We start from the raw sequence: 22,425 nt of genomic DNA on the forward strand, positions 1-22,425 counted from the left end.
GATTGATTACGGAAATAGCTACACTCGGTCGAGTTGATCGGAGGTAGTTATTAGTGACTGTCGGTAATAAGCGCAGGCAGCCCAGCCTCGCCCAGCTCCGGGCCTTCGCGGCGGTGGCCGAGCACCTTCATTTCCGGGACGCGGCCGCGGCGATCGGCATGAGCCAGCCCGCCCTTTCGGGTGCCGTGTCGGCCCTGGAGGAGACACTCGGAGTGACGCTCCTCGAGCGTACGACGCGCAAAGTGCTGCTCTCACCCGAGGGTGAGCGGATCGCCGTACGGGCCAAGGCGGTTCTGGGGGAGGTGGGCGCGCTCATGGAGGAGGCCGACGCGGCCCGGGCGCCCTTCACCGGCGTGCTGCGGCTCGGGGTGATCCCGACGGTCGCGCCCTATCTGCTCCCGACGGTCCTGCGGCTCGTCCACGAGCGGTATCCGCACCTCGACCTCCAGGTGCACGAGGAGCAGACCGCCAGCCTGCTCGACGGCCTCACCAGCGGCCGGCTCGACCTCCTGCTGCTCGCCGTGCCCCTGGGTGTACCGGGCGTCGCCGAACTGCCGCTCTTCGACGAGGACTTCGTGCTCGTCACCCCCCTCGACCACTGGCTCGGCGGGCGGGAGGGCATTGCGCGCGAGGCGCTTCGCGAGCTGAATCTGCTGCTGCTGGACGAGGGGCACTGTCTGCGCGACCAGGCCCTCGACATCTGCCGGGAGGCCGGCCGCGACGACGTGCCCGTCACCACGACCGCCGCGGGGCTGTCCACGCTGGTGCAGCTCGTCGCGGGCGGGCTCGGCGTCACACTGCTGCCGCGCACCGCCCTCAAGGTCGAGACCTCCCGCAGCAACCAGCTCCTCACCGGGTACTTCGCCGACCCGGCCCCCACCCGCCGGGTCGCGCTGGCGATGCGGGCGGGGGCCGCGCGCGGCGCGGAGTACGAGCAACTGGCGGCCGCCCTGCGGCAGGCGCTGCGGCCGCTGCCCGTACGGGTGCTGGAGCAGGACGCCTGACGACCCGTACGGGCTGTGCCCGCCGTTACTCGGTGCGCAGCCCGTCGGGCCGCATCAGCCTCAGCAGCGGAGGCAGGCTCAGCAGCGTCACCACGAGGACGACACCGGCGCCGATGCCGGTCATCGACAGCACGCTCGGCCAGTCCACCCGGACCGACGTGTTGGTCATCCGCAGCAGGACCGCGCCCAGGGCGATGCCCACCGTCGCGGCGAGCAGCAGGCCGAGACCGATGGGGATCGCCGTCTGCCACAGCACCGACAGGCTGAGGGTGCGACGCCTGGTGCCGAAGGCGACCAGGGACGACAGCAGCTTGCGGCGTTCGCGCAGCTGCTCCAGCTGTGAGACGAGCAGGCTCGCCCCGATCAGCGCCAGCACGCAGGCGGAGCCGACGGACAGGCCCGTGCGGATGGTGGCGTAGCGGTCGTTGCTCTCGATGCTCTGCCAGGTCATCGGCTGGACCGCCGGGTCGAGCCGCGCGGCCGTGTTGCGCACGTGGTCGTACGCGTCCGGTATCGAGCTGTCCAGGCTCAGGAAGAGCTGCCGGGAGGTGAACGACGCGAGCTTCTCGGGCAGCGCGCCGGGAGTGACCAGGAGGCCGCCGCGCTGGTACCCGGTGGGGTCCTCCCGGGACTGGGCCTGCCGGAGTTTCCGCGGCACGGTGAAGGAGGCCGGGCGGTCGCCGGAACGGCCGGAGTCCTCCGAGTCGGCCCACAGGGTCGTGCCGGGCTTGGCCAGGTGGGCGCCCTCGCTGTCGTCCTCCGAGCCCTGGACGGCGAAGACCTCGCCGTCGCGACAGGAGGGGAGTGTGGCCACCTCGCGCAGCGACGCGCAGTCGGCCACGGTGATCTGGATGTAGGAGTCCGCCTCGCCGGGCCGGTCGCCGAGATAGGCGTCGGACAGCGCGGTGACCTTGCGCACGCCCTCGGTGTCGCGGTACTTCCCGATGATGGCCGAGGCGTCGGAGCCGTCCGGCACGTTCACGCTCATCTGGGCCCGGCTGACGTCGTACTGCGAGGCCCTGGTGTAGTTGCCCTCCACCCCGGCGAACAGCATCTGCAGTGCGATCGCCCCGGCCACCGCCACCGCGATGCCGTTGACCATCCGGGCCGCCGCACCACTGCTCAACTGGAGCCTGCGTACGGCAAGTTGCCAGGCGATCCCGCCCGAGCCGAGCCGGGCCACGACCGTCTCCACCACCCAGGGGAGCAGTGCCGTGACACCGACCAGCAGGAGTATCACACCGCCGACGACGAGGTACTGGTTGAAGTTCCCGCCGTCGTCGCCCTGCCCGATCATCGGGTAGAGCAGCGCGATCCCGCCCAGCGGCAGCAGCAGCCGCCACCACAGCCGGCGCCGTGAGGGCTTGGCCGTGCGCACCACCCCGAGGGGCTCGATGACCACCCCGCGCAGGGCGAGGATCGTCACCAGGACCGCGGCCGCCGGCACCGCCAGCGCGACCAGGACGGCCAGCACGGGAGAGGGGTTCAGATAGCTCGGGAACACGCTGACGTGGAACACCTCGGCGGAGGCCGCCAGTTCGCGTCCGAGCAGGAAGAAGCCGGTGCCGAGGACGAGCCCCAGCACCGAACCGGCGAGTGCCTCGCCGGCGGCGATCCGCCGGGTCATCCGGCCGTCCGAGCCGACCAGTCGCAGCGCCGCCAGCCTGCGGTCACGCCGCTCGCCGCCGAACCGCACGGCCGCGGCGATGAACACGGCGACCGGCATCAGCAGCACCACGAAGACGACCAGGACCAGCAGGAGCAGTACCGGGTCCCAGGGGTCGGGCGACCCCAGATCGTCGTTGCCGAAGCTGTCGATCCGGGCGCCGCTCGCGAGGCCCTCCAACTGCTTCGCCAGCCCCTTGCCGCCCGCGAAGTAGGCGAGTTCCTGCGAGCCGACGAGCCCCTGCTCGCCGATGGTGCCGACGATGCGGTGGTCCAGCCGCTCCCGCAGCAGCTTGCCGTCGTCGGAGGCGAGCAGCTCCTTCAGTGCGGGGGAGACGACCATCTCGCCCGCCGCCGGGAACTCGACGACCCCAGGGGGCAGCGGAGCCCGCGGGCCCTCCGCCTCCAGCAGCCTGCCGCGCACGTCCGAGTCCCGGAACGTGGTGTCCGCGTCCAGGATGATCAGCGTGTTGTCGGCCTTCGGTATCTTCTGCTGGCTGAACGTGTGGTCGCTGCGCGCCTCCTCGCGCCGGTCCCGTTCCGCCAGCGCGTTCGGGATGGCGGTGGTGAGCAGCAGCAGCGCCACTCCGAGCCCGACACCGACGGCCGTCAGCACGGCCCGGATCCACCCCTCGCGCCCGCCGGCGAAGGCGAACCGGGTGCCCATCGCCAGGTCCCGGCTCCACTGCCTGACGCTCATACGACGCGCTCCATGTCACGGGACTTGCCGTCCCGTACGACGATCTCGCGGTCGGAGTACGCGGCCACCCGCGCCTCGTGCGTCACGAGCACCACGGCCGCGTTGGCGGACCGGGCGGCGTCCGTGAGCAGCTCCATCACGCGCTCGCCGTTGAACGAGTCGAGCGCGCCGGTCGGTTCGTCGGCGAAGACCACCCGGGGGTTCGTCACCAGCGAGCGGGCGACGGCGACGCGCTGCCCCTGGCCGCCGGAGACCTCGCCGGGCCGCTTCTTGCGGAGGTCGTCGACCTCCAGCCGCTCCATCCACGCCAGCGCGGTCTTCTCGGCCGCCTTGCGGGACGACCCGTTCAGCCGCAGCGGCAGCGCGACGTTCTCCACGCAGGTGAGTTCCGGCACGAGCTGCCCGAACTGGAACACGAACCCGAACTCCGAGCGCCGCAGCGCACTGCGCTCGGCGTCGCTCATCGCGGTCACCTCGCGCCCGTTGTACGTGATCGAGCCCGAGTCGGGCATGACGATCCCGGCGAGACAGTGCAGCAGCGTCGACTTGCCCGACCCGGACGGGCCCATCACGGCGACGACCTCGCCCGGGTGGATGGAGAACTCGGCGCCGTCGAGCGCGGTCGTCGGCCCGTACGCCTTGCGCAGGTCCTGGGCGGTGAGGAGCGAACCAGCGGGAATCGTCACCGGGTCACCGCCTCACGGAGCTTGTCCAGGCGGGCCGCGGTCAGCTCCAGCCAGCGCAGGTCCGCCTCCAGGTGGAACAGCGCGTGGTCGCAGATGAGCTGGTCGGCCAGATCGCCCTTGCGCTTGCGGTCGGTGAGGATCCGCATGCTGCGCAGGTGCTCCGAGCGCTGGGTGTCGAGGATGTCACCGGCGTCGCGGTGGGTGAGCAGTGCCAGGACGACCTTGGTGTAGAGGGTCGACTGGAGGTACGGCTCCGGCTTCTCGGGCGTGGCGAGCCAGCGCGCGACGTCGGTGATGCCGGCCTCGGTGATCGCGTACCGCTTGCGTTCGGGACCGCCGCCCGCCTCGATGCCGTCGACCTCGACGAGCCCGTTCTTCAGCAGACGGGACATCGTCGAGTAGACCTGGCCGTAGTGGAGCGGCCGGTCGTGACCGAACTTCTCGTCGAAGGCCCGCTTCAGGTCGTAACCGTGGCGCGGGCCGGACTCCAGGAGTCCCAGGAGTGTGTGACCGATGGACATGGTCAGGACTGTACACGGGGTGTATACGCGGCATGTATACGCCGGGTGTGTAGATCGTGGCGGGCGGTACGGCCGTGCAGGTCGGGACGCGTTGTCACGGTTCCGCAACAGCCGTGAAGCCCGTTCGTTCAGGCGGGCGGCGGTCCAGGGGTGGAACCCCCGGAAGGCCCCGGTGGGCGCCCCCGCCGGGGCAGCGGCCCGGCCTCCCGCGGCAGCCGCCCCGCCTCCGCCAGCGCCTTGCGCAACAGGAACTCGATCTGCGCGTTGGCCGACCGCAGCTCGTCCCCGGCCCACCGCGCGAGCGCCTCGTACACCGCCGGGTCCAGCCGCAGCAGCACCTGCTTACGCTGCTGCTGCGGCCGGCGCTGCGGGCCCGGACCTTCGTCAGGGACCGTCACTGGTAGAGGGACCCGGTGTTGAGGACCGGCTGCGCGGCCCGGTCACCGCACAGCACCACCATCAGGTTGGAGACCATCGCCGCCTTCCGCTCGGAGTCCAGCTCCACGATGTCCCGCTCGGTGATGCGGGCGATCGCGGCCTCCACCATGCCCACCGCGCCGTCCACGATCTGGCGCCGCGCCGCGACCACCGCGCCGGCCTGCTGCCGCTGGAGCATCGCCGAGGCGATCTCGGGGGCGTACGCGAGGTGCGTGAAGCGGGACTCGATGATCTGCACGCCGGCCGCCTCCACGCGCGCGTGCAGTTCGACGGCGAGCTTCTCGGTGATCTCCTCGGCGTTGCCGCGCAGCGAGAGGCCGTCCTCCTCGTGGGCGTCATAGGGGTACTCGATGGCGATGTGCCGCACGGCCGCCTCGGTCTGGGTGGAGACGAACTCGATGTAGTCGTCGACCTCGAAGGTGGCCTGGGCGGTGTCCTCCACGCGCCACACCACGACCGCAGCGAGCTCGATCGGGTTGCCGTAGGCGTCGTTGACCTTCAGGACGGCGGTCTCGTGGTTGCGGACACGCGTCGAGATCTTCGTGCGCGAGGTGAAGGGGTTCACCCAGCGCAGGCCGTCCTGTCGGATCGTGCCGCGGTACCGGCCGAAGAGCTGGACGACCCGGGCCTCGCCCGGCGCCACCATGTTCAGCCCGCACATGGCGAGGAACGCCGCGAGCGCGACCAGGATGCCGCCGATGATCAGCCCGGCCTTCGCGCCGCCGCCGTCCACCGAGGTGGCGAGCGCGATCAGCCCCGCGCCGGCCAGCAGCCCGAGCAGGCCGAGCAGCAGGGCCAGCCCGCCGCCGATGCTGTGCGCCGTGAACTCCCGCACGCGTGGCGCCGGCATCTCGGGCACGTCGGCGATGACCTGCGTGTCGTGTGTGGACATGGGTGGTCCCCCGTTCCTCTTTCGAAGCCACTCCTGCATAGCTTCTGTCTAGCTAAGTGATATCACTTTATCGCGTCCTGGCAACCCTTCGCGTGTCTCGTACGTCGGTTCCGTTGGGATGGGTGCTGATTGTCACGTCCGCAAAGGGCCGGATCGGCAGCCCTATCTCTTATCTCCCGGTGTTAGCTTTCTGAGCTGACCTGAGCGGCGAACCTGTGTGACGCGTGAGCACACATGAACGAAGCGGAGCGGATCGGACCCATGGGACGAGCGGAAGAGAGACGCGCCAGACAGCGCGGTGGGCGCCGGGCGGCACCCAAGAGCCGCCGTTCGTCGGCCACGGCGGGGAAGAGCGGCATACGCAGGCTCTTCACCTGGAAGAAGATCCTCGGAACCTTCCTCGGCCTGTGCCTGCTGGGCATGGGCGCCTTCATCGTGCTGTACATGGTGATCGACATTCCCAAGGGGAACGCCGACGCCAAGCGGCAGAGCAACATCTACAAGTACAGCAACGGCGCGATCATGGCCCGCGACGGCAAGGTCAACCGTGAGGTCGTCGACCTGTCCCGGGTCCCCAAGGGCGTGCGGCTCACCTTCGTCGCCGCCGAGAACAAGACCTTCTACAAGGACGCCGGCGTCGACCTCAAGGGCACCGCCCGAGGACTGGTCAACACGCTGTCCGGCCGAGGCGCGCAGGGCGGTTCGACGATCACCCAGCAGTACGTCAAGAACTACTACCTGACGCAGGAACAGACCGTCTCGCGCAAGCTGAAGGAACTGGTCATCTCGCTGAAGCTGGACCGGGAGAAGTCCAAGGACTACATCCTCGCCGGCTACATCAACACCAGCTACTACGGCCGCAACGCCTACGGCATCCAGGCCGCCGCCCAGGCCTACTACCGCACCGACGCCGAGAAGCTCACCGTCGCGCAGGGCGCCTACCTCGCCGCGCTGCTCCAGGCCCCCAGCCAGTACGACTGGGCCGTCGCCTCCGAGGGCGGCAAGAAGCTGGTCAAGGCGCGCTGGAACTACGTCCTGGACAACATGGTCGACGAGGGCTGGCTGAGCCAGTCGGAGCGATCGGGCATGACGTTCCCGGTGCCGAAGGAGCCCAAGCCCGCCCCCGGCATGGAGGGCCAGAAGGGCTACCTGGTCAACGCGGCCAACGCGGCACTGGAGAAGCAGCTCGTCGCCGAGGGCACCGCCGACAGCGCCAAGGAAGCCGAGGCGATGGTCAACGCCGGCGGCTGGACCCTCACGCTCAACATCGACAAGAAGAAGCAGGCGGCGCTGGAGAAGTCCGTCCAGCAGCAGCTCAACAGCAAGCTCGACCCCGACAAGCGCAAGGTCGACGGAGACGTCCAGGCCGGTGCCGCGTCCGTGAACCCGAAGACCGGCGCGGTGGTCGCGATGTACGGCGGCGAGGACTACTTCAAGCACTACACGAACAACGCCACCCGCTCCGACTACCAGCCGGCCTCCACCTTCAAGCCGGTCATCCTGGCCGCGGCCCTGGAGGAGCAGGCGAAGACGCAGAGCGGCAAGCCGATCACCGCGAGCACGGTCTACGACGGCACGAGCAAGCGCCCGGTCGTGGAGAACGGCACCAAGGTCGGCTTCGCCCCCGAGAACGAGGACGACAAGAACTACGGCCCGATCTCCGTCCAGACGGCGATGAACAGGTCCGTCAACTCCGTCTTCGCGCAGATGGGCGTCGACGTCGGCATGTCCGAGGTGGTGAAGGTCGCCGGCAAGCTCGGCATGGACACCGAGAACATGGAGGCCGTGCCCGCGCAGACCCTGGGCAGCATGGGCGCGAGCCCTCTGCAGATGGCCGGTGTCTACGCGACCCTCGACAACCACGGCAAGAAGGTCACCCCGGCCCTCGTGAAGTCGGCGGAGCACCTGAACCAGACGGTCACCATGCCCGATCCGGTCGGCGACCAGGTCATCAGCCGGGAGGCCGCCGACTCGGTCACCTCGGTGCTGACCGGCGTGGTCGACGACGGCACCGCCCAGGAGTCCGTGCGCAACAACCCCCGGCGCGACGGCCAGCAGGTCGCGGGCAAGACGGGTACGTCCGACAACAACAAGTCGGCCTGGTTCACCGGCTACACGCCCGAACTGGTCACCTCGGTGGGCCTGTTCGGCGAGGACGCCAAGACCCACGCCCAGGTGCCGATGTACAAGGCGGCCGGCGAGCCCCGGGTCAACGGCGGCGGGTTCCCGGCGCAGATCTGGGCGGCGTACACCTTCGGTGTGATGGGTGACGTCAGCAAGTTCGACCTGGACACCCAGCAGGGCGCGGCCGTCCAGCCGACCTGGACGCCGACGCCCACGCAGACGCCGACCAAGGAGCCGACGCAGGAGCCGACGACCGAGGAGCCGTCGTCGTCCCCGCCGCCGACCACGGAGAAGCCGTCGTCCTCCCCGCCGCCGTCCCCGTCGACGACACCCCCCACCTTCACCCCGCCCACGGCTCCGGAGACGACACCGCCGGACGACGGCGGCGGTGACCCGTTCGACCCGGTCAAGCCGGGGGACGACCAGTAGGAGACGCCGAAGGGCGCCCGGTGAACACCGGGCGCCCTTCGCTTGTCCCCTCCGGGCCTCAGCCGCGGTTCAGCTCGAACCAGACCACCTTGCCCGTGCTGAGCCGGGTCGCGCCCCAGCGCCGGGCCAGCCGGTTCACCAGATACAGCCCGCGTCCGCCCTCGTCGGTGGCGCGTGCCTGGCGCAGCCGCGGCAGTTGCGGCACGTCGTCGCCGACCTCGCAGCGCAGCACGTCCGTGCGCAGCAGGCGCAGCGTCACCGGCCGCGAGGCGTACCGCACGGCGTTGGTGACCACCTCGCTGACCAGCAGCTCCACCGAGTCGCTGAGCTCCTCCAGGCCCCAGCGCTGCAGCGCGCGGCGGGCCAGGCGGCGGGCCCGGCCGGGGGCCGCGTCCTCCGGCTCCAGGAACCAGTACGCCACGTCGCTGGGCGCGATCCCGTCGAAGCGGGCGGCGAGCAGCGCGATGTCGTCGTCCCGGTCGCCCGGGCCGAGCATGTCGAGCACCTCGTCGCACAGCGCTTCCAGGGGCGGCGGATGGTCCGGCCCGGTGAGCTGCGCGACCGCGGCGAGCTTCTCCCGCAACTGCTCGATGCCGGTCCACACATCGCGCAGGCGCGACTCGACCAGGCCGTCGGTGTAGAGCAGCAGGGTCGCACCGGCGGGCGCGTCCAGCTCCACGGCCTCGAAGTCCACGCCGCCGACGCCGATCGGGGCGCCGGCCGGCACGCGCAGCACCTCGGCGCGGCCGCCCAGGTGGAGCAGCACGGGCGGCGGATGGCCGGCGTTGGCGATGGTGATGCGGTGCGATACCGGGTCGTACACGGCGTAGAGGCAGGTCGCCATGCGGTCCACGCCGAGGCGCTGGGCCTGTTCGTCGAGGTGGTGCAGGACCTCCTGCGGCGGCAGGTCGAGGCCGGCCAGGGTCTGGGCCGTGGTGCGCAGCTGCCCCATGATGGCGGCCGAGGTCATGGAGTGGCCCATGACGTCACCGACGACCAGGGCGACCCGGCTGCCGGGCAGCGGGATCGCGTCGTACCAGTCGCCGCCGACCCGGGCCGTCTCCGCGGCCGGCAGGTAACGGGAGGCCAGCCGCACACCCGTGGGGCGGGGCAGCGTCTCGGGCAGCATGGTGCGCTGCAGATCGTCCGCGATGTAGGCCTCACGGCCGTACAACACGGCCTTGTCGATGCCGAGGGCGCTGTGCGTGGCGAGCTGGGCGGCCACCAGGAGGTCGTCCGGCTCGAACGCGATGCGCTCGGGGCGGCGCAGGAACAGGGCGGCACCGATGACCCGGCGCCGGCCGCGCAGCGGGGCGAGGATCGCGCGCTGCCCGTCCGGCACGGCGAACTCGCCGCCGTCACCCAGCAGTTCCGGCAGTGCGGCGCGGGCCGCGGGTGCGTCGGTGAACACCGGGCGCACGCCCCGCAGGACCTCGGCGAGCGCGCTGCCGGGCCGTACCTCGCACAGCTCGGCGCCGACCGTGTCCAGCTCGTTCGGCTCGGGCTGCGCGGCCGGCAGGAAGCCGTTCTCGGTGTCGCGCTCCGCCGGTATCCGGTCGGTGCGGCGCAGCCGCAGCACCAGCGGGCCGGTGGGCCGCTCGTCGCCGACGGGCAGCGGGTCGCGCAGATAGACCAGGATCGCGTCGGAGAAGGTGGGCACGGTGGCCCGGCACAGCCCCATCACGATCTCGTCGAGATCGATGCCCCGGGCGATCCGCCGGGTGGCGGCCCCCACGAACCTGAGCCGGTCGCCGTCCCGCCGCATGGGCGTGGGGCGGCCGGGCGGCAGGCTCTGGCCGCTGCGGCGCTCCTGCCCGTCGGTGGTCACCGGCGGCCGGCCCTGTTCGTCGGCCGGCTGGACCGGAATGCCCTCGGGGGCGGGGCGCGGCCGAGGGGTCTCGCGCTCGGCGGTCTGCTCGGCACCCGGCTGGGAGTGCTCGAAGGCGGGGTCGCTCACGGTGTCCTTGCCCTTGCCGAACGGCGTGGAGGTGTCCGGCTCCGACGTGCCCGGCGTGCTGTGTGCCGTCGTGACCGGAACGGTGATGTCGCCGCCGGGGCGGCCCTGTACCGGTAAGGCGCCCGCGCCGGGCGCACGCGCCGGTGTCGGGGTATGCACGAACGCCCCGCGGGGATCCACGGGGTCGACGCCCGCCTGGGGGCGTTCGAACGAGGTCGGCTGCTCCGTCACGCGTGTCGAATCCATCCGTCCGGGGCTGCGCGCCGCGCGCGCAGTTGGTCCCGCCGAAACTCCGATACCCGGAATACGTGCCCCAGGAACGGAATTCCCGCGTGGTCAGAGGTTGTTCCTGTGCCACCGGCGGACCCTCTGCGGGCGCAGGCCCTGCCGGTGTTGCCCTCGTACCCCTCGCTCACGTCCTGCCGCCCCTCGGTGACGATCGGTCAAGTCCAGCGCGTGCTCCGGTAGTTGCCGCCGCGCGCCCTTGCGGAGGACGATCCTACGTTTCTTGCCCGGGGGCGCATCAAGGGTCTCATGAGGACACATGCGCGGGCGTACGATCCCAGTCCTCCGGCAGTGACGGTACCGCCCAGGACGGATCCGGGCGCCAGTGCTGCCAGCCTTCCGAGAACGGCGGCCCCCAGGCGCGGATCACCTCCACCGCGTTCTGCCCCGCCGCCCGTACCTTTTCCGCCTGTTGGTCGTCCATCAGCCCGTCCCGACGGGCCTGGGCGAACTCGTCCTCGTCCCGCCAGTGCCAACTGCGGTCGGGATGGACGGAAATGTCCAGGAAGTGGTCGACGGAGTCCACGCCGCCCGCCCAACGGGTCAGCGGCTCCTCCAGGTTCACGTACCAGTTCTTGAACTGCCAGCCCGGATCCCAGAACAGCCACACCGACCAGGGCTCGCCGGGCCGGGCCAGCTTCAGCACACCCGTGCCGAACCACCGGTCGCGCTGCACGGTCCGGGGCTTGGTGTAGCGCGACTCCAGAGGCTCCAGGTGCACGGGCGTGCCGTCGGCGAGCACGGGCTTCACGCACTCGGTGCCGGGCGCCAGCCACACGGCGAGCAGGTCCGCGTCGTCCCGGACGACGGTGACGGGACGCGCGATGTGCACATGCGTGCCGCCGTTCTCCCGGTACCGCCACAGGATCCGGCTCCCGGGCGCCCAGAAGCCTGCCGCACCACCCGTTTCCACGTGTCTCATCGCTCCACCGTCTGCCATGAACAGATATTAGGTGCCGTAGGCATACGACGCTGCGGCGCGTGTCACGGTTCACGCGCCGGGCACACGAACGCGTTCCCCCGTCACGGGTGAGTCATCCGCAGGACATCGAGTGCCTCGTCGAGCTGCTCCGCGGTCAGATCGCCGCGCTCCACGTACCCGCCGTCCAGCACGACCTGACGGATCGTCCTGCGTTCGGCCAGCGCCTTCTTGGCGACCTTGGCGGCCTCCTCGTAGCCGATGTACTTGTTGAGCGGTGTGACGACCGAGGGGGAGGACTCGGCGTACTCCCGCGCGCGCTCGCGGTCGGCGGTGATGCCGTCGACGGTCCGGTCGGCGAGCAGCCGCGTCGCGTTGGCGAGCAGCCGGATCGACTCCAGCACGTTCTTCGCGATGACGGGCAGCATCACGTTGAGCTCGAAGTTCCCGGCGGCGCCGGCGGTGGCGACGGTGGCGTCGTTGCCCACGACCTGCGCGGCGACCATCAGCACGGCCTCGGGAATGACCGGATTCACCTTGCCCGGCATGATCGAGGAGCCGGGCTGGAGGTCGGGCAGGGCGATCTCGGCGAGGCCGGTGCGCGGCCCGGAGGACATCCAGCGCAGATCGTTGGCGATCTTCGTCAGCCCGACCGCGATGGTCCGCAGCTGTCCGCTGGTCTCGACGATGCCGTCCCGGGCGCCCTGCGCCTCGAAGTGGTTCCGGGCCTCGGTCAGGGGCAGCCCGGTGGTGCGGGCGACCTCCTCGATGACGGCGGCGGAGAAGCCGGGCGGGGTGTTGATGCCGGTGCCCACGGCCGTACCGCCGAGGGGCAGTTCGGCGAGGCGGGGGAGGGAGGCCTGAAGCCGCTCGACGCCGTATCGGACCTGGGCCGCGTACCCGCCGAACTCCTGGCCCAGCGTCACGGGCGTGGCGTCCATGAGGTGCGTCCGCCCGGACTTCACGACGTCGGCGAACTCCTCCGCCTTGCGCTCCAGGGAGGCGGCGAGGTGCTCCAGGGCCGGGACGAGGTCGCGCGTCACGGCGGCGGTGGCGGCGATGTGGATCGAGGAGGGGAAGACGTCGTTGGACGACTGGGAGGCGTTCACATGGTCGTTGGGGTGCACGGCGCTGCCCAGCCGCTCGCTCGCGAGGGTGGCGATGACCTCGTTGGTGTTCATGTTGGACGAGGTCCCGGACCCCGTCTGGAACACGTCGACCGGGAAGTGCTCGTCCCACGTCCCCTCGGCGACCTCCGCGGCCGCCTCCTGGATCGCCCCGGCGATGTCCTTGTCCAGGACACCCAGCTCGGCGTTGACCTTGGCCGCCGCCCCCTTGATCCGGGCCAGCGCCTCGATGTGCGCGCGCTCGATGCGCTGCCCGGAGACCGGGAAGTTCTCCACGGCCCGCTGGGTCTGCGCCCGCCACTTGGCGTGGGCGGGCACCCGCACCTCGCCCATGGAGTCGTGCTCGGTGCGGTACTCGGTCCTGTCCTGCTCGTCGGTCATCGACGATCACCTCCACGTGTCACAGCGTCAGCGCCGCGACCACTGTTCCCCGTGGAGGCGAATCGTCACCGCCGTTGTCAGGCGAGTCCGGGACCGCGTACCGGAATGGAGGTGAAGGTCGGCGCCGGCGCCGGGTCCTGGAAGAAGTCGTTGCCCTTGTCGTCGACCACGATGAACGCCGGGAAGTCCTCCACCTCGATCTTCCAGACGGCCTCCATGCCGAGCTCCTCGTACTCGACGACCTCGACCTTCTTGATGCAGTCCTGGGCGAGACGCGCGGCCGGGCCGCCGATGGAGCCGAGGTAGAAGCCGCCGTGGGCGTCGCAGGCGGCCGTGACCTGCTTGCTGCGGTTGCCCTTGGCCAGCATCACCTTGGAGCCGCCCGCCGCCTGGAACTGCTCCACGTAGGAGTCCATCCGGCCGGCCGTGGTCGGGCCGAAGGAGCCCGACGCGTAGCCCTCGGGCGTCTTGGCCGGACCGGCGTAGTACACCGGGTGGTCCTTCAGGTACTGCGGCATCTCCTCGCCCGCGTCCAGCCGCTCCTTGATCTTGGCGTGCGCGATGTCGCGGGCCACGACCAGCGGGCCGGTCAGGGACAGACGGGTCTTCACCGGGTACTTGGTGAGCTCCGCGAGAATCGTCTCCATCGGCTGGTTCAGGTCGATCTTGACGACGTCGCCCTCTTCGAGGTGCTCGTCCGTCGTCTCCGGCAGGAACCGCGCCGGGTCCGTCTCCAGCTGTTCCAGGAAGACGCCCTCGGCGGTGATCTTCGCGACGGCCTGGCGGTCGGCGGAGCAGGACACGGCGATGGCGACCGGGCAGGACGCGCCGTGCCGCGGCAGGCGCACCACGCGCACGTCGTGGCAGAAGTACTTGCCGCCGAACTGCGCACCGATGCCGATCTTCTGCGTCAGCTCGAAGACCTTCTGCTCCAGCTCCTTGTCCCGGAAGCCGTGCCCGAGCTCGGAGCCCTCCGCCGGGATCTCGTCCAGGTAGTGCGCGGAGGCGTACTTCGCCGTCTTCAGCGCGTACTCGGCGGACGTACCGCCGACCACGATCGCCAGGTGGTAGGGCGGGCAGGCCGCCGTACCGAGCGAACGGATCTTCTCCTCCAGGAACTTCATCATGGAGGACTCGTTCAGGACGGCCTTCGTCTCCTGGTACAGGAACGACTTGTTGGCCGAGCCGCCGCCCTTCGCCATGAAGAGGAACTTGTAGGCGCCGCCGTCGGCCGCGTACAGCTCGATCTGCGCGGGGAGGTTGGAGCCGGTGTTCTTCTCCTCCCACATGGTGAGCGGAGCCATCTGCGAGTAGCGCAGGTTCAGGTTCTTGTACGCGTCGTAGATGCCGCGGCTGAGGGCCTCCTCGTCGCGGCCCCGGGTCAGCACGTTCTGCCCGCGCTTGCCCATCACGATCGCCGTGCCCGTGTCCTGGCACATCGGCAGCACACCGGCCGCCGCGATGTTCGCGTTCTTCAGGAGGTCCAGCGCCACGAACTTGTCGTTGCTCGACGCCTCGGGGTCGTCGATGATGCGGCGCAGCTGCGCGAGGTGGGCCGGGCGCAGGTAGTGCTGGATGTCGTGGATGGCCTCCTCGGCGAGCTTGCGCAGCGCCTCCGGCTCCACCTGGAGGAAGGTCCGCCCGTCCGGCCCCTCGACCGTGGAGACACCCTCGGAGGTCACCAGGCGGTACGGGGTGGTGTCCTCGCCCTGGGGGAGCAGATCGGTGTACGCGAACTCAGGCATCTCGCCCATTCCTCACTCGACAGACGCGGCCCGCCTCCTTTGGCGGGCGCCAACCAGCGTAGAACCTGCCGCTGACAGCGAGCTTGTGAGGTAAGGCTCAGTTCGTCACAGTCGAAGGTGACGCGGGGGGTGTCGCGATCTATCGTGAGTGGGTACGCTGCTGCCGTGGACCTTCAGAAGCAGACCGCGCCGGCCGTCTCCGAGCTCCGCGCCTCCGACGCCGAGCGCGACCGCATCGCCGACATCCTGCACGACGCCCTGGCCGAGGGCCGCCTTACCGCGGACGAGCACGCCGAGCGCGTCGAGGGGGTGCTGCGCGCCAAGACCGTCGGCGAACTGGAGGTCTTCGTACGTGACCTGCCCGCGGCCCACCGCCCGGGCCCCGGCCCTGCTCATGCCCCGGCCCCCCGGCGGCCCACGGCCGGCGCCATCCCGATCGACCCGGACGACAACGTGGTCGCGGTCTTCAGCAGCGCCGTCCGCAAGGGCCGCTGGCGCGCGGGCCGCCGTATCCACGCGTACGCGATCTTCGGCAGTGTCGAGATAGACCTCAGCGAGGCCCTCTTCGACCACCAGCAGGTCGTCGTCAAGTCGTTCGCGATCTTCGGCAGCGTCGAGATCCGGGTCCCGGAGAACGTGTCGCTGCGCGGCATGGGCGGCGGCGTCCTCGGCAGCTTCGAGGTGGCCACACTCGACTCGGGCGAACCGGAGGCCCCCATCGTCTACGTCGACGGCTGGGCCGTCCTGGGCAGCGTCGAGGCGCGGCCGAGGCGCGGCAAGGTCGTGGCGGACATCCTGGACCGGGTGCAGCGCAAGGTCGACAGGAGTTTGCGCAAACACCTGGGGCATTGACAGTCGCGAATCCCCCGAATCCGGCGGTTCGGAACTCAGTGCATAGGCGCGCGTACAGCGGGTAGGCCTTGCTGCATCGTCTCTCGCTCGCGAAGCCGTCGTCAGGAGTAGACCGTGCTGCAACCGCCGCATTCGTCCCTGCAGGTAGCTGCCGTTCCGGCCCCGCGGGTGCCAGCGCGAGACAGGGACCAAGACGCCCCGTGGCACACCGAGGCGGTGTGCCGGCGTGACGAGGCCGGCCTGTTCTTCGCCCCCTCCAAGGAACCGACCGCCGCGAGGCTGTCCCGGGAGGAAGCGGCGAAACGGGTCTGTGCCCGCTGCCCCGTGATGGTCGAGTGCCGCGAACACGCCCTGCTCCAGCCCGAGCCCTACGGCGTCTGGGGCGGCCTCACCGCCGCGGAACGCCGTGTGGTCCTGGCCCGGCGCCGCCGCCGCGACATGGAGCTGAAGAAGACGGCCCGCCCGGCGGACCAGATAGCGGCGGCGGGCTGACGGCCGAGCAGCACGACAAGGGCGTCCCCACCGCACCGGGGACGCCCTTTCGTTGTGCCGGCCTTCTTCTCGGGGCTACTTCCCCTTGTCGAAGTCGATCGCGCTGTAGGCGCGCAGCTTGCTCAGCCGGTGCTCGGAGTCGATCCGGCGCACCGTGCCCGACCGCGACCGCATCACGATCGAGTCGGTCGTCGCGGTCTCCGCCCGGTAGCGAACCCCCCGCAGCAGCTCCCCGTCGGTGATCCCGGTGGCCACGAAGAACACGTTCTCCCCGGTGACGAGGTCCTCGGTCGTCAGCACCCGGTCGAGATCGTGCCCCGCGTCGATCGCCCGCTGCCGCTCCTCGTCGTCCTTGGGCCACAGCTTGCCCTGGATCGTGCCGCCCAGGCACTTCACCGCGCAGGCCGAGATGATCCCCTCCGGCGTACCGCCGACGCCGAGCAGCAGGTCGACGCCCGTGCCCTCGCGCAGCGCCAGGATCGAGCCGGCCACATCGCCGTCGGAGATCAGCCTGATGCGCGCCCCGGTGTCCCGGATCTCCTTGATGATGCCCTCGTGGCGCGGCCGGTCCAGGATCACCACCGTCACGTCCTCCGGCGCGGACCGCTTCGCCTTGGCGACCCGGCGGATGTTCACCGACACCGGGGCGTTGATGTCGACGAAGTCCGCCGCCTCCGGACCGGTGACGAGCTTGTCCATGTAGAAGACGGCGGACGGGTCGAACATGGACCCGCGCTCGGCGGCGGCCAGCACGGCGATCGCGTTCGTCATGCCCTTCGCGGTCAGCGTGGTGCCGTCGATCGGGTCGACGGCGATGTCGCACTCGGGCCCGGTCCCGTCGCCCACGCGCTCCCCGTTGAACAGCATCGGGGCTTCGTCCTTCTCGCCCTCGCCGATGACGACGACGCCGTTCATCGAGACGGTGGAGACGAGGGTGCGCATGGCGCGCACCGCGGCACCGTCGGCGCCGTTCTTGTCACCCCGCCCGACCCAACGGCCCGCGGCCATCGCCGCGGCCTCGGTGACCCGGACGAGTTCCAGGGCGAGGTTGCGGTCGGGGGCCTCGGAGGGCACATCGAGTTCGGACGGCAAGTGATGATGCTCGGTCATCGGAGCGCACCTTTCTGTACGACGACGGCCGGATGAGGGTGTTGTCGCCTGACTCTATCCCCGAGCCGCCAAAATGAGCAGGGGCCCCCACGGATGAGCGCAGCAGGGACCTGCGACGATAGGGGGCGTGGCAGGCACGAACGGCAAGCAGAAGACCGCGCGGGACATGATCCTCTCCATGGGAATCATCATCCTCGTGGCGGGCTTCGTGTACCTCTTCATCCCGCACGACGACTCCCCGCCCGACGTCAAGGCCGTCGACTACCGGGTCGAGCTGCTCACGGCACGCCGCGCCGCCTCCTACCCCGTGGCCGCGCCGCAGGGTCTGCCCGACGCATGGAAGGCCACCTCCGTCCGCTTCCGGGGCGACCAGTTCGACGCCTGGCACCTCGGCTTCCACGACCCCGAGGGGGAGTACGTGGCGGTAGAGCAGTCCACTCAGCGGCGCCCCGTCTTCCTCGACGAGGCGACTCAGGGCGCGCGGGAGACCGGGAAGACCGAGAAGATCGGCGGCGAGACCTGGACCCGTTACGAGGGCGGCCGGTACGACGCGCTGGTCCTCGAGGGCACCAAGGGCTCGACGACGGTCGTGACGGGCACCGCGTCGTTCGCACAGCTGACGAAGATGGCCGAGGCGCTGCGGACGAAGTGAACGCGCACGAGGAAGGCCCCCGGCGTCGTGGCCGGGGGCCTTCCTCGTGTACGTCCGCGGGGACGGTTCAGACGGTCGTGACGACCTGGTCGAACTCCAGGCGCGGGGAGCGCGGGTACCAGGCGTCCGGGCCGGGGCGGCCGATGTTGACGACCATCAGCGGGGTGTGGTCGTCGTCCAGGAACTCCTTGCGGACACCCTCGAAGTCGAAACCGGTCATCGGGCCGGCGGCGAGACCGGCGGCGCGGACACCGACGATGAAGTACGCGGCCTGGAGGGCGGCGTTCAGCGCGGCGGCGTTCTCGCGGGCCGGGCGCTCGGCGAAGAAGATGTCCTTGATCTGCGGGGCGGCCGGGAACAGGTGCGGCAGCTCCTCGTGGAACTCGTTGTCCGCGGAGAGGATCGCCACCAGCGGGGCGCTCGCCGTCTTGGGCCGGTTGCCCTCGGCCATGTGTGCCACCAGGCGCTCGCGGGCCTCGGGGGAGCGGACCAGGGTGATGCGCAGCGGCGTCTGGTTGAAGGCGGTCGGACCGTACTTGACCAGGTCGTAGATCGCCTGCACCTGCTCGTCGGTCACCGGCTCGTCGGTGAAGGTGTTGGCGGATCGGGCCTCACGGAACAGCAGGTCCTGGGCGGCGGGGTCAAGAACGAGGGACATGAAGGCACTTTCTCTCGACGGTCGGTCCGGAAGACCGGCTGACGTCTTCGACCGTACGCGAATGAAGTTCAACGTTCAACTAACGTGAGGGTGTCGTGTGTCACCCCGAACCGAACGGTCCCGGTTACTCCGCGTCGTCCTCCGAGGCCTCCTCCGCCAGGGCCGCGTCCAGCCGCGCCCGGGCCCCGTCCAGCCAGCGCCGGCACACCTTGGCCAGCTCCTCGCCCCGCTCCCAGAGCGCGAGGGACTCCTCCAGCGTCGTACCGCCCGCCTCCAGGCGCCGGACGACCTCGATCAGCTCGTCCCGCGCCTGCTCGTACCCGAGCGCCTCGCTGGTGCCCGGTGTCTCATCAACCTCGCTGGTCATCCACCCACCCTATGTGTCGACTCGTACGGAGAACTCGCCCTCGGAGACCCGGGCGCGCAGGGCCTCGCCGGCCGTCACCTCGCCGGGGTCGCGGACGGCGTGCCCGTCCGTCTTCTGCAGCACGGCGTACCCGCGCTTCAGCGTCGCGGCGGGGGAGAGGGCCACCACGCGCGCGTGGGTGTGCGTCAGCTCCGAGTCGGCGCGGTCGAGCTGGTGCCGCAGGCAGCGCCGGCCCCGGTCGAGCAGGTCCGCCACCTGGTCGGCGCGCGCGTCGATCATCCGGTGCGGATCCTCTATCGACGGCCGCGCGAGGGCGTGCGCCAGCCCGCGCTCCTCCCGCTCCACGAGCGCCGCCACACACCGCCGCGCCCGGTCCCGCAGCAGCCGCACCCGCTCGTACTCCTCGCCGACGTCCGGCACGACCTTCTTGGCCGCGTCGGTCGGGGTGGAGGCGCGCAGGTCGGCGACGTGGTCCAGCAGGGGGTTGTCCGGTTCGTGCCCGATGGCGGACACCACGGGCGTGCGGCACTGCGCGACCGTGCGGATCAGCTGCTCGTCGGAGAACGGCAGCAGGTCCTCCACGCTGCCGCCGCCGCGGGCCACGATGATCACGTCCACGTCGTCGATCGCGTCGAGCTCCTTCACCGCCTGCACGACCTGCGGCACGGCGTGCACGCCCTGCACGGCGACGTTGCGCACCTCGAAGCGGACGGCGGGCCAGCGGTGCCGGGCGTTCTCCAGGACGTCCCGCTCGGCGGCCGAGGCCCGTCCGCAGACCAGCCCGACCAGCTGCGGCAGGAAGGGCAGCGGCTTCTTGCGCTCCGGCGCGAACAGCCCCTCCCGCGCGAGGGCCTTCTTCAGCTGCTCCAGGCGCGCGAGCAGCTCACCGACCCCCACGGGCCGTATCTCGGCGGCCCGCAGCGACAGCTGCCCCCGCGGGGCGTACCACTCGGGCTTCGCGAGGACGACGACCCGGGCGCCCTCGCTCACCACGTCCGCGACGTCGTCGAACACCTGCCGGTAGCAGGTGACGCTGACGGAGATGTCGTACGACGGGTCCCGCAGCGTCAGGAACACCACCCCCGCGCCCGGCCGCCGCGACAACTGCGTGATCTGCCCCTCGACCCACACCGCCCCGAGCCGGTCGATCCAGCCCCCGATGAGCCGCGACACCTCACCGACGGGCAGCGGGGCTTCCGGACTCGTGTTCACAGCCATGCCCGCGAGAGTAGTGGGAACCGCTGACAAGACCACTCACCCGCAAGCCGTCCGACCCGCCACGACCCGCCCCGTTCCCGAGCCCCACGCGCGCAGGCGAACACCGAGCGTGCCCGGGGGGCCACCCGCACCATCCGGGCGCAGCCGAACGCGGTGAACGCCCTCGCGATCGTGCCGACGGCGCAGACCGGCGCGACCGCCGCCGTGCGCCTTGGCGTCCAGCGTGCCAGGGGCCGCCGTTCCGGTCCCGGACATCGTGCCCCGGATCGCTCCCCCTGTACGTCACTCGCGTCGCGAATGTCAGTCTTCCCGGGGACTCCGCGCGGACGCGATCTTTGACCCGCCGAACGCGGCCTTACGATGGGACGCATGTCTGCTTCGCCTGGCCGCCGTGTCCTGCTCGCCGCCCCCCGTGGCTACTGCGCGGGTGTGGACCGCGCCGTGATCGCCGTCGAGAAAGCCCTGGAGCAGTACGGCGCTCCGGTGTACGTCCGGCACGAGATCGTCCACAACAAGTACGTCGTGCAGACCCTGGAGAAGAAGGGCGCGATCTTCGTCGAGAGGACGGAGGAGGTCCCCCCGGGCAACATCGTGATGTTCTCGGCACACGGGGTCGCCCCCGTCGTCCACGAGGAGGCCGAGCGCGGCCGTCTCGCCACCATCGACGCCACCTGCCCCCTCGTCACCAAGGTCCACAAGGAAGCCGTCCGTTTCGCGAGCGAGGACTACGACATCCTCCTGATCGGCCACGAGGGCCACGAGGAGGTCATCGGGACGTCCGGCGAGGCCCCCGACCACATCCAGCTCGTCGACGGACCGGGCGATGTGGCGAAGGTCGAGGTCCGCGACCCGTCCAAGGTCGTCTGGCTCTCCCAGACCACGCTGTCCGTCGACGAGACCATGGAGACCGTCGACGCCCTGAAGGACAAGTTCCCGCAGCTCATCTCCCCGCCCAGCGACGACATCTGCTACGCCACGCAGAACCGCCAGCTGGCCGTGAAGCAGATGGGCGCCGAGTCGGAGCTGGTCATCGTCGTCGGCTCGCGCAACTCCTCCAACTCCAAGCGGCTCGTCGAGGTCGCCAAGATCGCCGGTGCCCGCGAGGCCTACCTCGTGGACTTCGCCGACGAGATCGACGAGGCCTGGCTGGAGGGCGTGACCACGGTCGGCGTCACCTCGGGCGCCTCCGTCCCGGAGGTCCTGGTCGAGCAGGTTCTGGAGTGGCTGTCCACGCGCGGCTTCGAGGACGTCGAGATCGTCAAGGCGGCCGAGGAGTCCATCACCTTCTCCCTGCCCAAGGAACTGCGCCGCGACCTGCGCGAGGAGGCCGCGGCCCTGACCGCCGAGCGGGGCGGCGCCGGGACCGGTGAAAATTCCGCGGAGTGATCGGGCACAGGCCGGGCAGCACCGCTGTCCGGCCTGTGACGGTCAGTCGTTCGTCGTAACGTAAGGCCATGCAGATCTTCGGAGTGGACATCGGCGGATCGGGGATCAAGGGTGCCCCGGTGGACCTGGACAAGGGCGACCTGGCGCAGGAGCGCCACAAGGTCCTCACCCCGCACCCGGCCACGCCCGACGGGGTGGCCGACGGCGTCAAGCAGGTCGTCGACCACTTCGGCTGGACGGGTCCGGTCGGTGTCACGTTCCCCGGCGTGGTCACCGACGGAGCCACGATCCGCACGGCGGCGAACGTCGACGACAGCTGGATCGACACCGACGCCCGCGCGCTGCTCGGCGAGCGGCTGGGCGGACTGCCGGTGACGGTGGTCAACGACGCGGACGCGGCGGGCGTCGCCGAGATGAACTTCGGTGCGGGCCGTGGCCGCCGGGGCCCGGTGATCCTGCTGACCTTCGGTACCGGCATCGGCAGCGCCGTCTTCGTCGACGGCGTCCTCGTCCCCAACACCGAGCTGGGCCACCTGGAGCTCGACGGGCACGACGCGGAGAAGCGGGCCTCCAGCAAGGCCCGCGAGGACCACGACATGACGTGGGAGCACTGGGCGGTGCACCGCGTGCGCAAGTACCTCGCCCACGTCGAGATGCTGTTCTCGCCGGAGCTGTTCATCATCGGCGGCGGCGTCAGCCGCAAGTCCCACAAGTTCCTGCCCTACATCGAGGGCATCAAGGCGGAGATCGTCCCGGCGCAGTTGCAGAACAACGCGGGGATCGTGGGAGCGGCGATGCGGGCGGCCGAGCGGTAGGG

General features: G+C 70.7%; 20 protein-coding genes. 7 read left to right on the top strand and 13 right to left on the bottom strand.

The annotated features are described in order from the left end of the window. Positions 1-53: 53 nt before the first annotated feature. Positions 54-1,004, top strand: coding sequence for a LysR substrate-binding domain-containing protein (locus AB0G20_RS14810; RefSeq protein ID WP_361301286.1), 951 nt, complete (start codon positions 54-56; stop codon positions 1,002-1,004). Between the two features lie 25 nt (positions 1,005-1,029). On the opposite strand, the gene AB0G20_RS14815 is transcribed toward AB0G20_RS14810, so the two are convergent. The 5 genes from AB0G20_RS14815 to AB0G20_RS14835 form a co-directional block, all read right to left on the bottom strand. Continuing rightward, positions 1,030-3,369, bottom strand: a complete 2,340-nt coding sequence (locus AB0G20_RS14815) for an FtsX-like permease family protein (RefSeq protein WP_361301289.1) — start codon at positions 3,367-3,369, stop codon at positions 1,030-1,032. Continuing rightward, positions 3,366-4,055, bottom strand: coding sequence for an ABC transporter ATP-binding protein (locus AB0G20_RS14820; protein WP_361301292.1), 690 nt, complete (start codon positions 4,053-4,055; stop codon positions 3,366-3,368). The genes AB0G20_RS14815 and AB0G20_RS14820 overlap by 4 nt, the downstream gene beginning before the upstream one ends. After that, positions 4,052-4,576 carry a PadR family transcriptional regulator gene (locus AB0G20_RS14825; RefSeq protein WP_142160021.1) on the bottom strand — a complete coding sequence of 175 codons (525 nt, stop codon included), beginning with the start codon at positions 4,574-4,576 and terminating at the stop codon, positions 4,052-4,054. Before AB0G20_RS14825 ends, AB0G20_RS14820 begins: the two co-directional genes overlap by 4 nt. Before the next feature lie 128 nt (positions 4,577-4,704). After that, positions 4,705-4,974 carry a hypothetical protein gene (locus tag AB0G20_RS14830; RefSeq protein ID WP_361301296.1) on the bottom strand — a complete coding sequence of 90 codons (270 nt, stop codon included), beginning with the start codon at positions 4,972-4,974 and terminating at the stop codon, positions 4,705-4,707. Further along, entirely contained in the window at positions 4,971-5,906 is a 936-nt protein-coding gene (locus AB0G20_RS14835) for an SPFH domain-containing protein (RefSeq protein ID WP_361301299.1), read from the bottom strand. Before AB0G20_RS14835 ends, AB0G20_RS14830 begins: the two co-directional genes overlap by 4 nt. Before the next feature lie 261 nt (positions 5,907-6,167). On the opposite strand from AB0G20_RS14835, the gene AB0G20_RS14840 reads away from it, so the two are divergent. Continuing rightward, on the top strand, positions 6,168-8,459 hold the full coding sequence (locus tag AB0G20_RS14840) for a transglycosylase domain-containing protein (RefSeq protein WP_361301302.1): 2,292 nt from the start codon (positions 6,168-6,170) through the stop codon (positions 8,457-8,459). Positions 8,460-8,517: 58 nt separating this feature from the next. On the opposite strand, the gene AB0G20_RS14845 is transcribed toward AB0G20_RS14840, so the two are convergent. The 4 genes from AB0G20_RS14845 to AB0G20_RS14860 all read right to left on the bottom strand — a co-directional run bounded on the left by AB0G20_RS14845 (position 8,518) and on the right by AB0G20_RS14860 (position 14,882). Beyond that, positions 8,518-10,662 carry a SpoIIE family protein phosphatase gene (locus AB0G20_RS14845; RefSeq protein ID WP_361301305.1) on the bottom strand — a complete coding sequence of 715 codons (2,145 nt, stop codon included), beginning with the start codon at positions 10,660-10,662 and terminating at the stop codon, positions 8,518-8,520. Positions 10,663-10,948: 286 nt separating this feature from the next. Beyond that, positions 10,949-11,641: a DUF402 domain-containing protein gene (locus tag AB0G20_RS14850; protein ID WP_361301308.1), complete on the bottom strand. Its 693-nt coding sequence runs from the start codon at positions 11,639-11,641 to the stop codon at positions 10,949-10,951. A gap of 83 nt (positions 11,642-11,724) precedes the next feature. Then, the gene (locus AB0G20_RS14855; RefSeq protein WP_361301311.1) at positions 11,725-13,128 is read right to left on the bottom strand and encodes a class II fumarate hydratase; all 1,404 of its coding nucleotides are present in this window, start codon (positions 13,126-13,128) and stop codon (positions 11,725-11,727) included. Positions 13,129-13,205: 77 nt separating this feature from the next. Continuing rightward, positions 13,206-14,882: a fumarate hydratase gene (locus AB0G20_RS14860; protein WP_361301314.1), complete on the bottom strand. Its 1,677-nt coding sequence runs from the start codon at positions 14,880-14,882 to the stop codon at positions 13,206-13,208. 156 nt (positions 14,883-15,038) lie between these two features. Between AB0G20_RS14860 and AB0G20_RS14865 the strand changes: the two genes are divergently transcribed. Both AB0G20_RS14865 and AB0G20_RS14870 read left to right on the top strand, forming a co-directional pair. Further along, positions 15,039-15,725, top strand: a complete 687-nt coding sequence (locus tag AB0G20_RS14865; protein ID WP_361301317.1) for a DUF1707 domain-containing protein — start codon at positions 15,039-15,041, stop codon at positions 15,723-15,725. Positions 15,726-15,839: 114 nt separating this feature from the next. After that, positions 15,840-16,217 (top strand): WhiB family transcriptional regulator, encoded by a 378-nt coding sequence (locus AB0G20_RS14870; RefSeq protein WP_248504352.1) that lies wholly within the window; start codon positions 15,840-15,842, stop codon positions 16,215-16,217. Between the two features lie 75 nt (positions 16,218-16,292). On the opposite strand, the gene glpX is transcribed toward AB0G20_RS14870, so the two are convergent. Continuing rightward, a complete protein-coding gene (gene glpX / locus AB0G20_RS14875; RefSeq protein WP_361301321.1) occupies positions 16,293-17,327 on the bottom strand; it encodes a class II fructose-bisphosphatase in 1,035 nt (344 codons plus the stop codon). Positions 17,328-17,454: 127 nt separating this feature from the next. Here glpX and AB0G20_RS14880 point away from each other — a divergent pair, with 127 nt between their 5' ends. Continuing rightward, on the top strand, positions 17,455-17,979 hold the full coding sequence (locus AB0G20_RS14880; protein WP_361301324.1) for a DUF4245 domain-containing protein: 525 nt from the start codon (positions 17,455-17,457) through the stop codon (positions 17,977-17,979). Positions 17,980-18,046: 67 nt separating this feature from the next. Here the strand turns inward: AB0G20_RS14880 and AB0G20_RS14885 are convergent, their stop codons facing one another. The 3 genes from AB0G20_RS14885 to xseA form a co-directional block, all read right to left on the bottom strand. Continuing rightward, on the bottom strand, positions 18,047-18,637 hold the full coding sequence (locus AB0G20_RS14885; RefSeq protein WP_361301327.1) for a malonic semialdehyde reductase: 591 nt from the start codon (positions 18,635-18,637) through the stop codon (positions 18,047-18,049). Between the two features lie 124 nt (positions 18,638-18,761). Then, on the bottom strand, positions 18,762-19,004 hold the full coding sequence (locus AB0G20_RS14890) for an exodeoxyribonuclease VII small subunit (protein WP_361301330.1): 243 nt from the start codon (positions 19,002-19,004) through the stop codon (positions 18,762-18,764). A 9-nt stretch (positions 19,005-19,013) separates the two neighbouring features. Continuing rightward, positions 19,014-20,222: an exodeoxyribonuclease VII large subunit gene (gene xseA, locus AB0G20_RS14895; RefSeq protein WP_361301333.1), complete on the bottom strand. Its 1,209-nt coding sequence runs from the start codon at positions 20,220-20,222 to the stop codon at positions 19,014-19,016. A 360-nt stretch (positions 20,223-20,582) separates the two neighbouring features. Between xseA and AB0G20_RS14900 the strand changes: the two genes are divergently transcribed. Continuing rightward, on the top strand, positions 20,583-21,608 hold the full coding sequence (locus tag AB0G20_RS14900) for a 4-hydroxy-3-methylbut-2-enyl diphosphate reductase (RefSeq protein ID WP_361301336.1): 1,026 nt from the start codon (positions 20,583-20,585) through the stop codon (positions 21,606-21,608). A 68-nt stretch (positions 21,609-21,676) separates the two neighbouring features. Continuing rightward, positions 21,677-22,423, top strand: coding sequence for a polyphosphate--glucose phosphotransferase (ppgK, locus tag AB0G20_RS14905; RefSeq protein WP_361301345.1), 747 nt, complete (start codon positions 21,677-21,679; stop codon positions 22,421-22,423). The last annotated feature ends 2 nt before the right edge of the window (positions 22,424-22,425 follow it).

Origin of the sequence: Streptomyces sp. NPDC024017 (assembly GCF_040638895.1) — a bacterium.
In the GTDB taxonomy this organism is placed as follows: domain Bacteria; phylum Actinomycetota; class Actinomycetes; order Streptomycetales; family Streptomycetaceae; genus Streptomyces.

Coding starts and splice junctions, on each gene's coding strand:
- AB0G20_RS14860 (WP_361301314.1), bottom strand. CDS start 14,882: ATGGGCGAGATGCCTGAGTTCGCGTACACCGATCTGCTCCCCCAGGGC.
- xseA (WP_361301333.1), bottom strand. CDS start 20,222: ATGGCTGTGAACACGAGTCCGGAAGCCCCGCTGCCCGTCGGTGAGGTG.
- AB0G20_RS14825 (WP_142160021.1), bottom strand. CDS start 4,576: ATGTCCATCGGTCACACACTCCTGGGACTCCTGGAGTCCGGCCCGCGC.
- AB0G20_RS14815 (WP_361301289.1), bottom strand. CDS start 3,369: ATGAGCGTCAGGCAGTGGAGCCGGGACCTGGCGATGGGCACCCGGTTC.
- AB0G20_RS14900 (WP_361301336.1), top strand. CDS start 20,583: ATGGGACGCATGTCTGCTTCGCCTGGCCGCCGTGTCCTGCTCGCCGCC.
- AB0G20_RS14835 (WP_361301299.1), bottom strand. CDS start 5,906: ATGTCCACACACGACACGCAGGTCATCGCCGACGTGCCCGAGATGCCG.
- AB0G20_RS14845 (WP_361301305.1), bottom strand. CDS start 10,662: ATGGATTCGACACGCGTGACGGAGCAGCCGACCTCGTTCGAACGCCCC.
- glpX (WP_361301321.1), bottom strand. CDS start 17,327: ATGACCGAGCATCATCACTTGCCGTCCGAACTCGATGTGCCCTCCGAG.
- AB0G20_RS14890 (WP_361301330.1), bottom strand. CDS start 19,004: ATGACCAGCGAGGTTGATGAGACACCGGGCACCAGCGAGGCGCTCGGG.
- AB0G20_RS14855 (WP_361301311.1), bottom strand. CDS start 13,128: ATGACCGACGAGCAGGACAGGACCGAGTACCGCACCGAGCACGACTCC.
- ppgK (WP_361301345.1), top strand. CDS start 21,677: ATGCAGATCTTCGGAGTGGACATCGGCGGATCGGGGATCAAGGGTGCC.
- AB0G20_RS14850 (WP_361301308.1), bottom strand. CDS start 11,641: ATGGCAGACGGTGGAGCGATGAGACACGTGGAAACGGGTGGTGCGGCA.
- AB0G20_RS14840 (WP_361301302.1), top strand. CDS start 6,168: ATGGGACGAGCGGAAGAGAGACGCGCCAGACAGCGCGGTGGGCGCCGG.
- AB0G20_RS14885 (WP_361301327.1), bottom strand. CDS start 18,637: ATGTCCCTCGTTCTTGACCCCGCCGCCCAGGACCTGCTGTTCCGTGAG.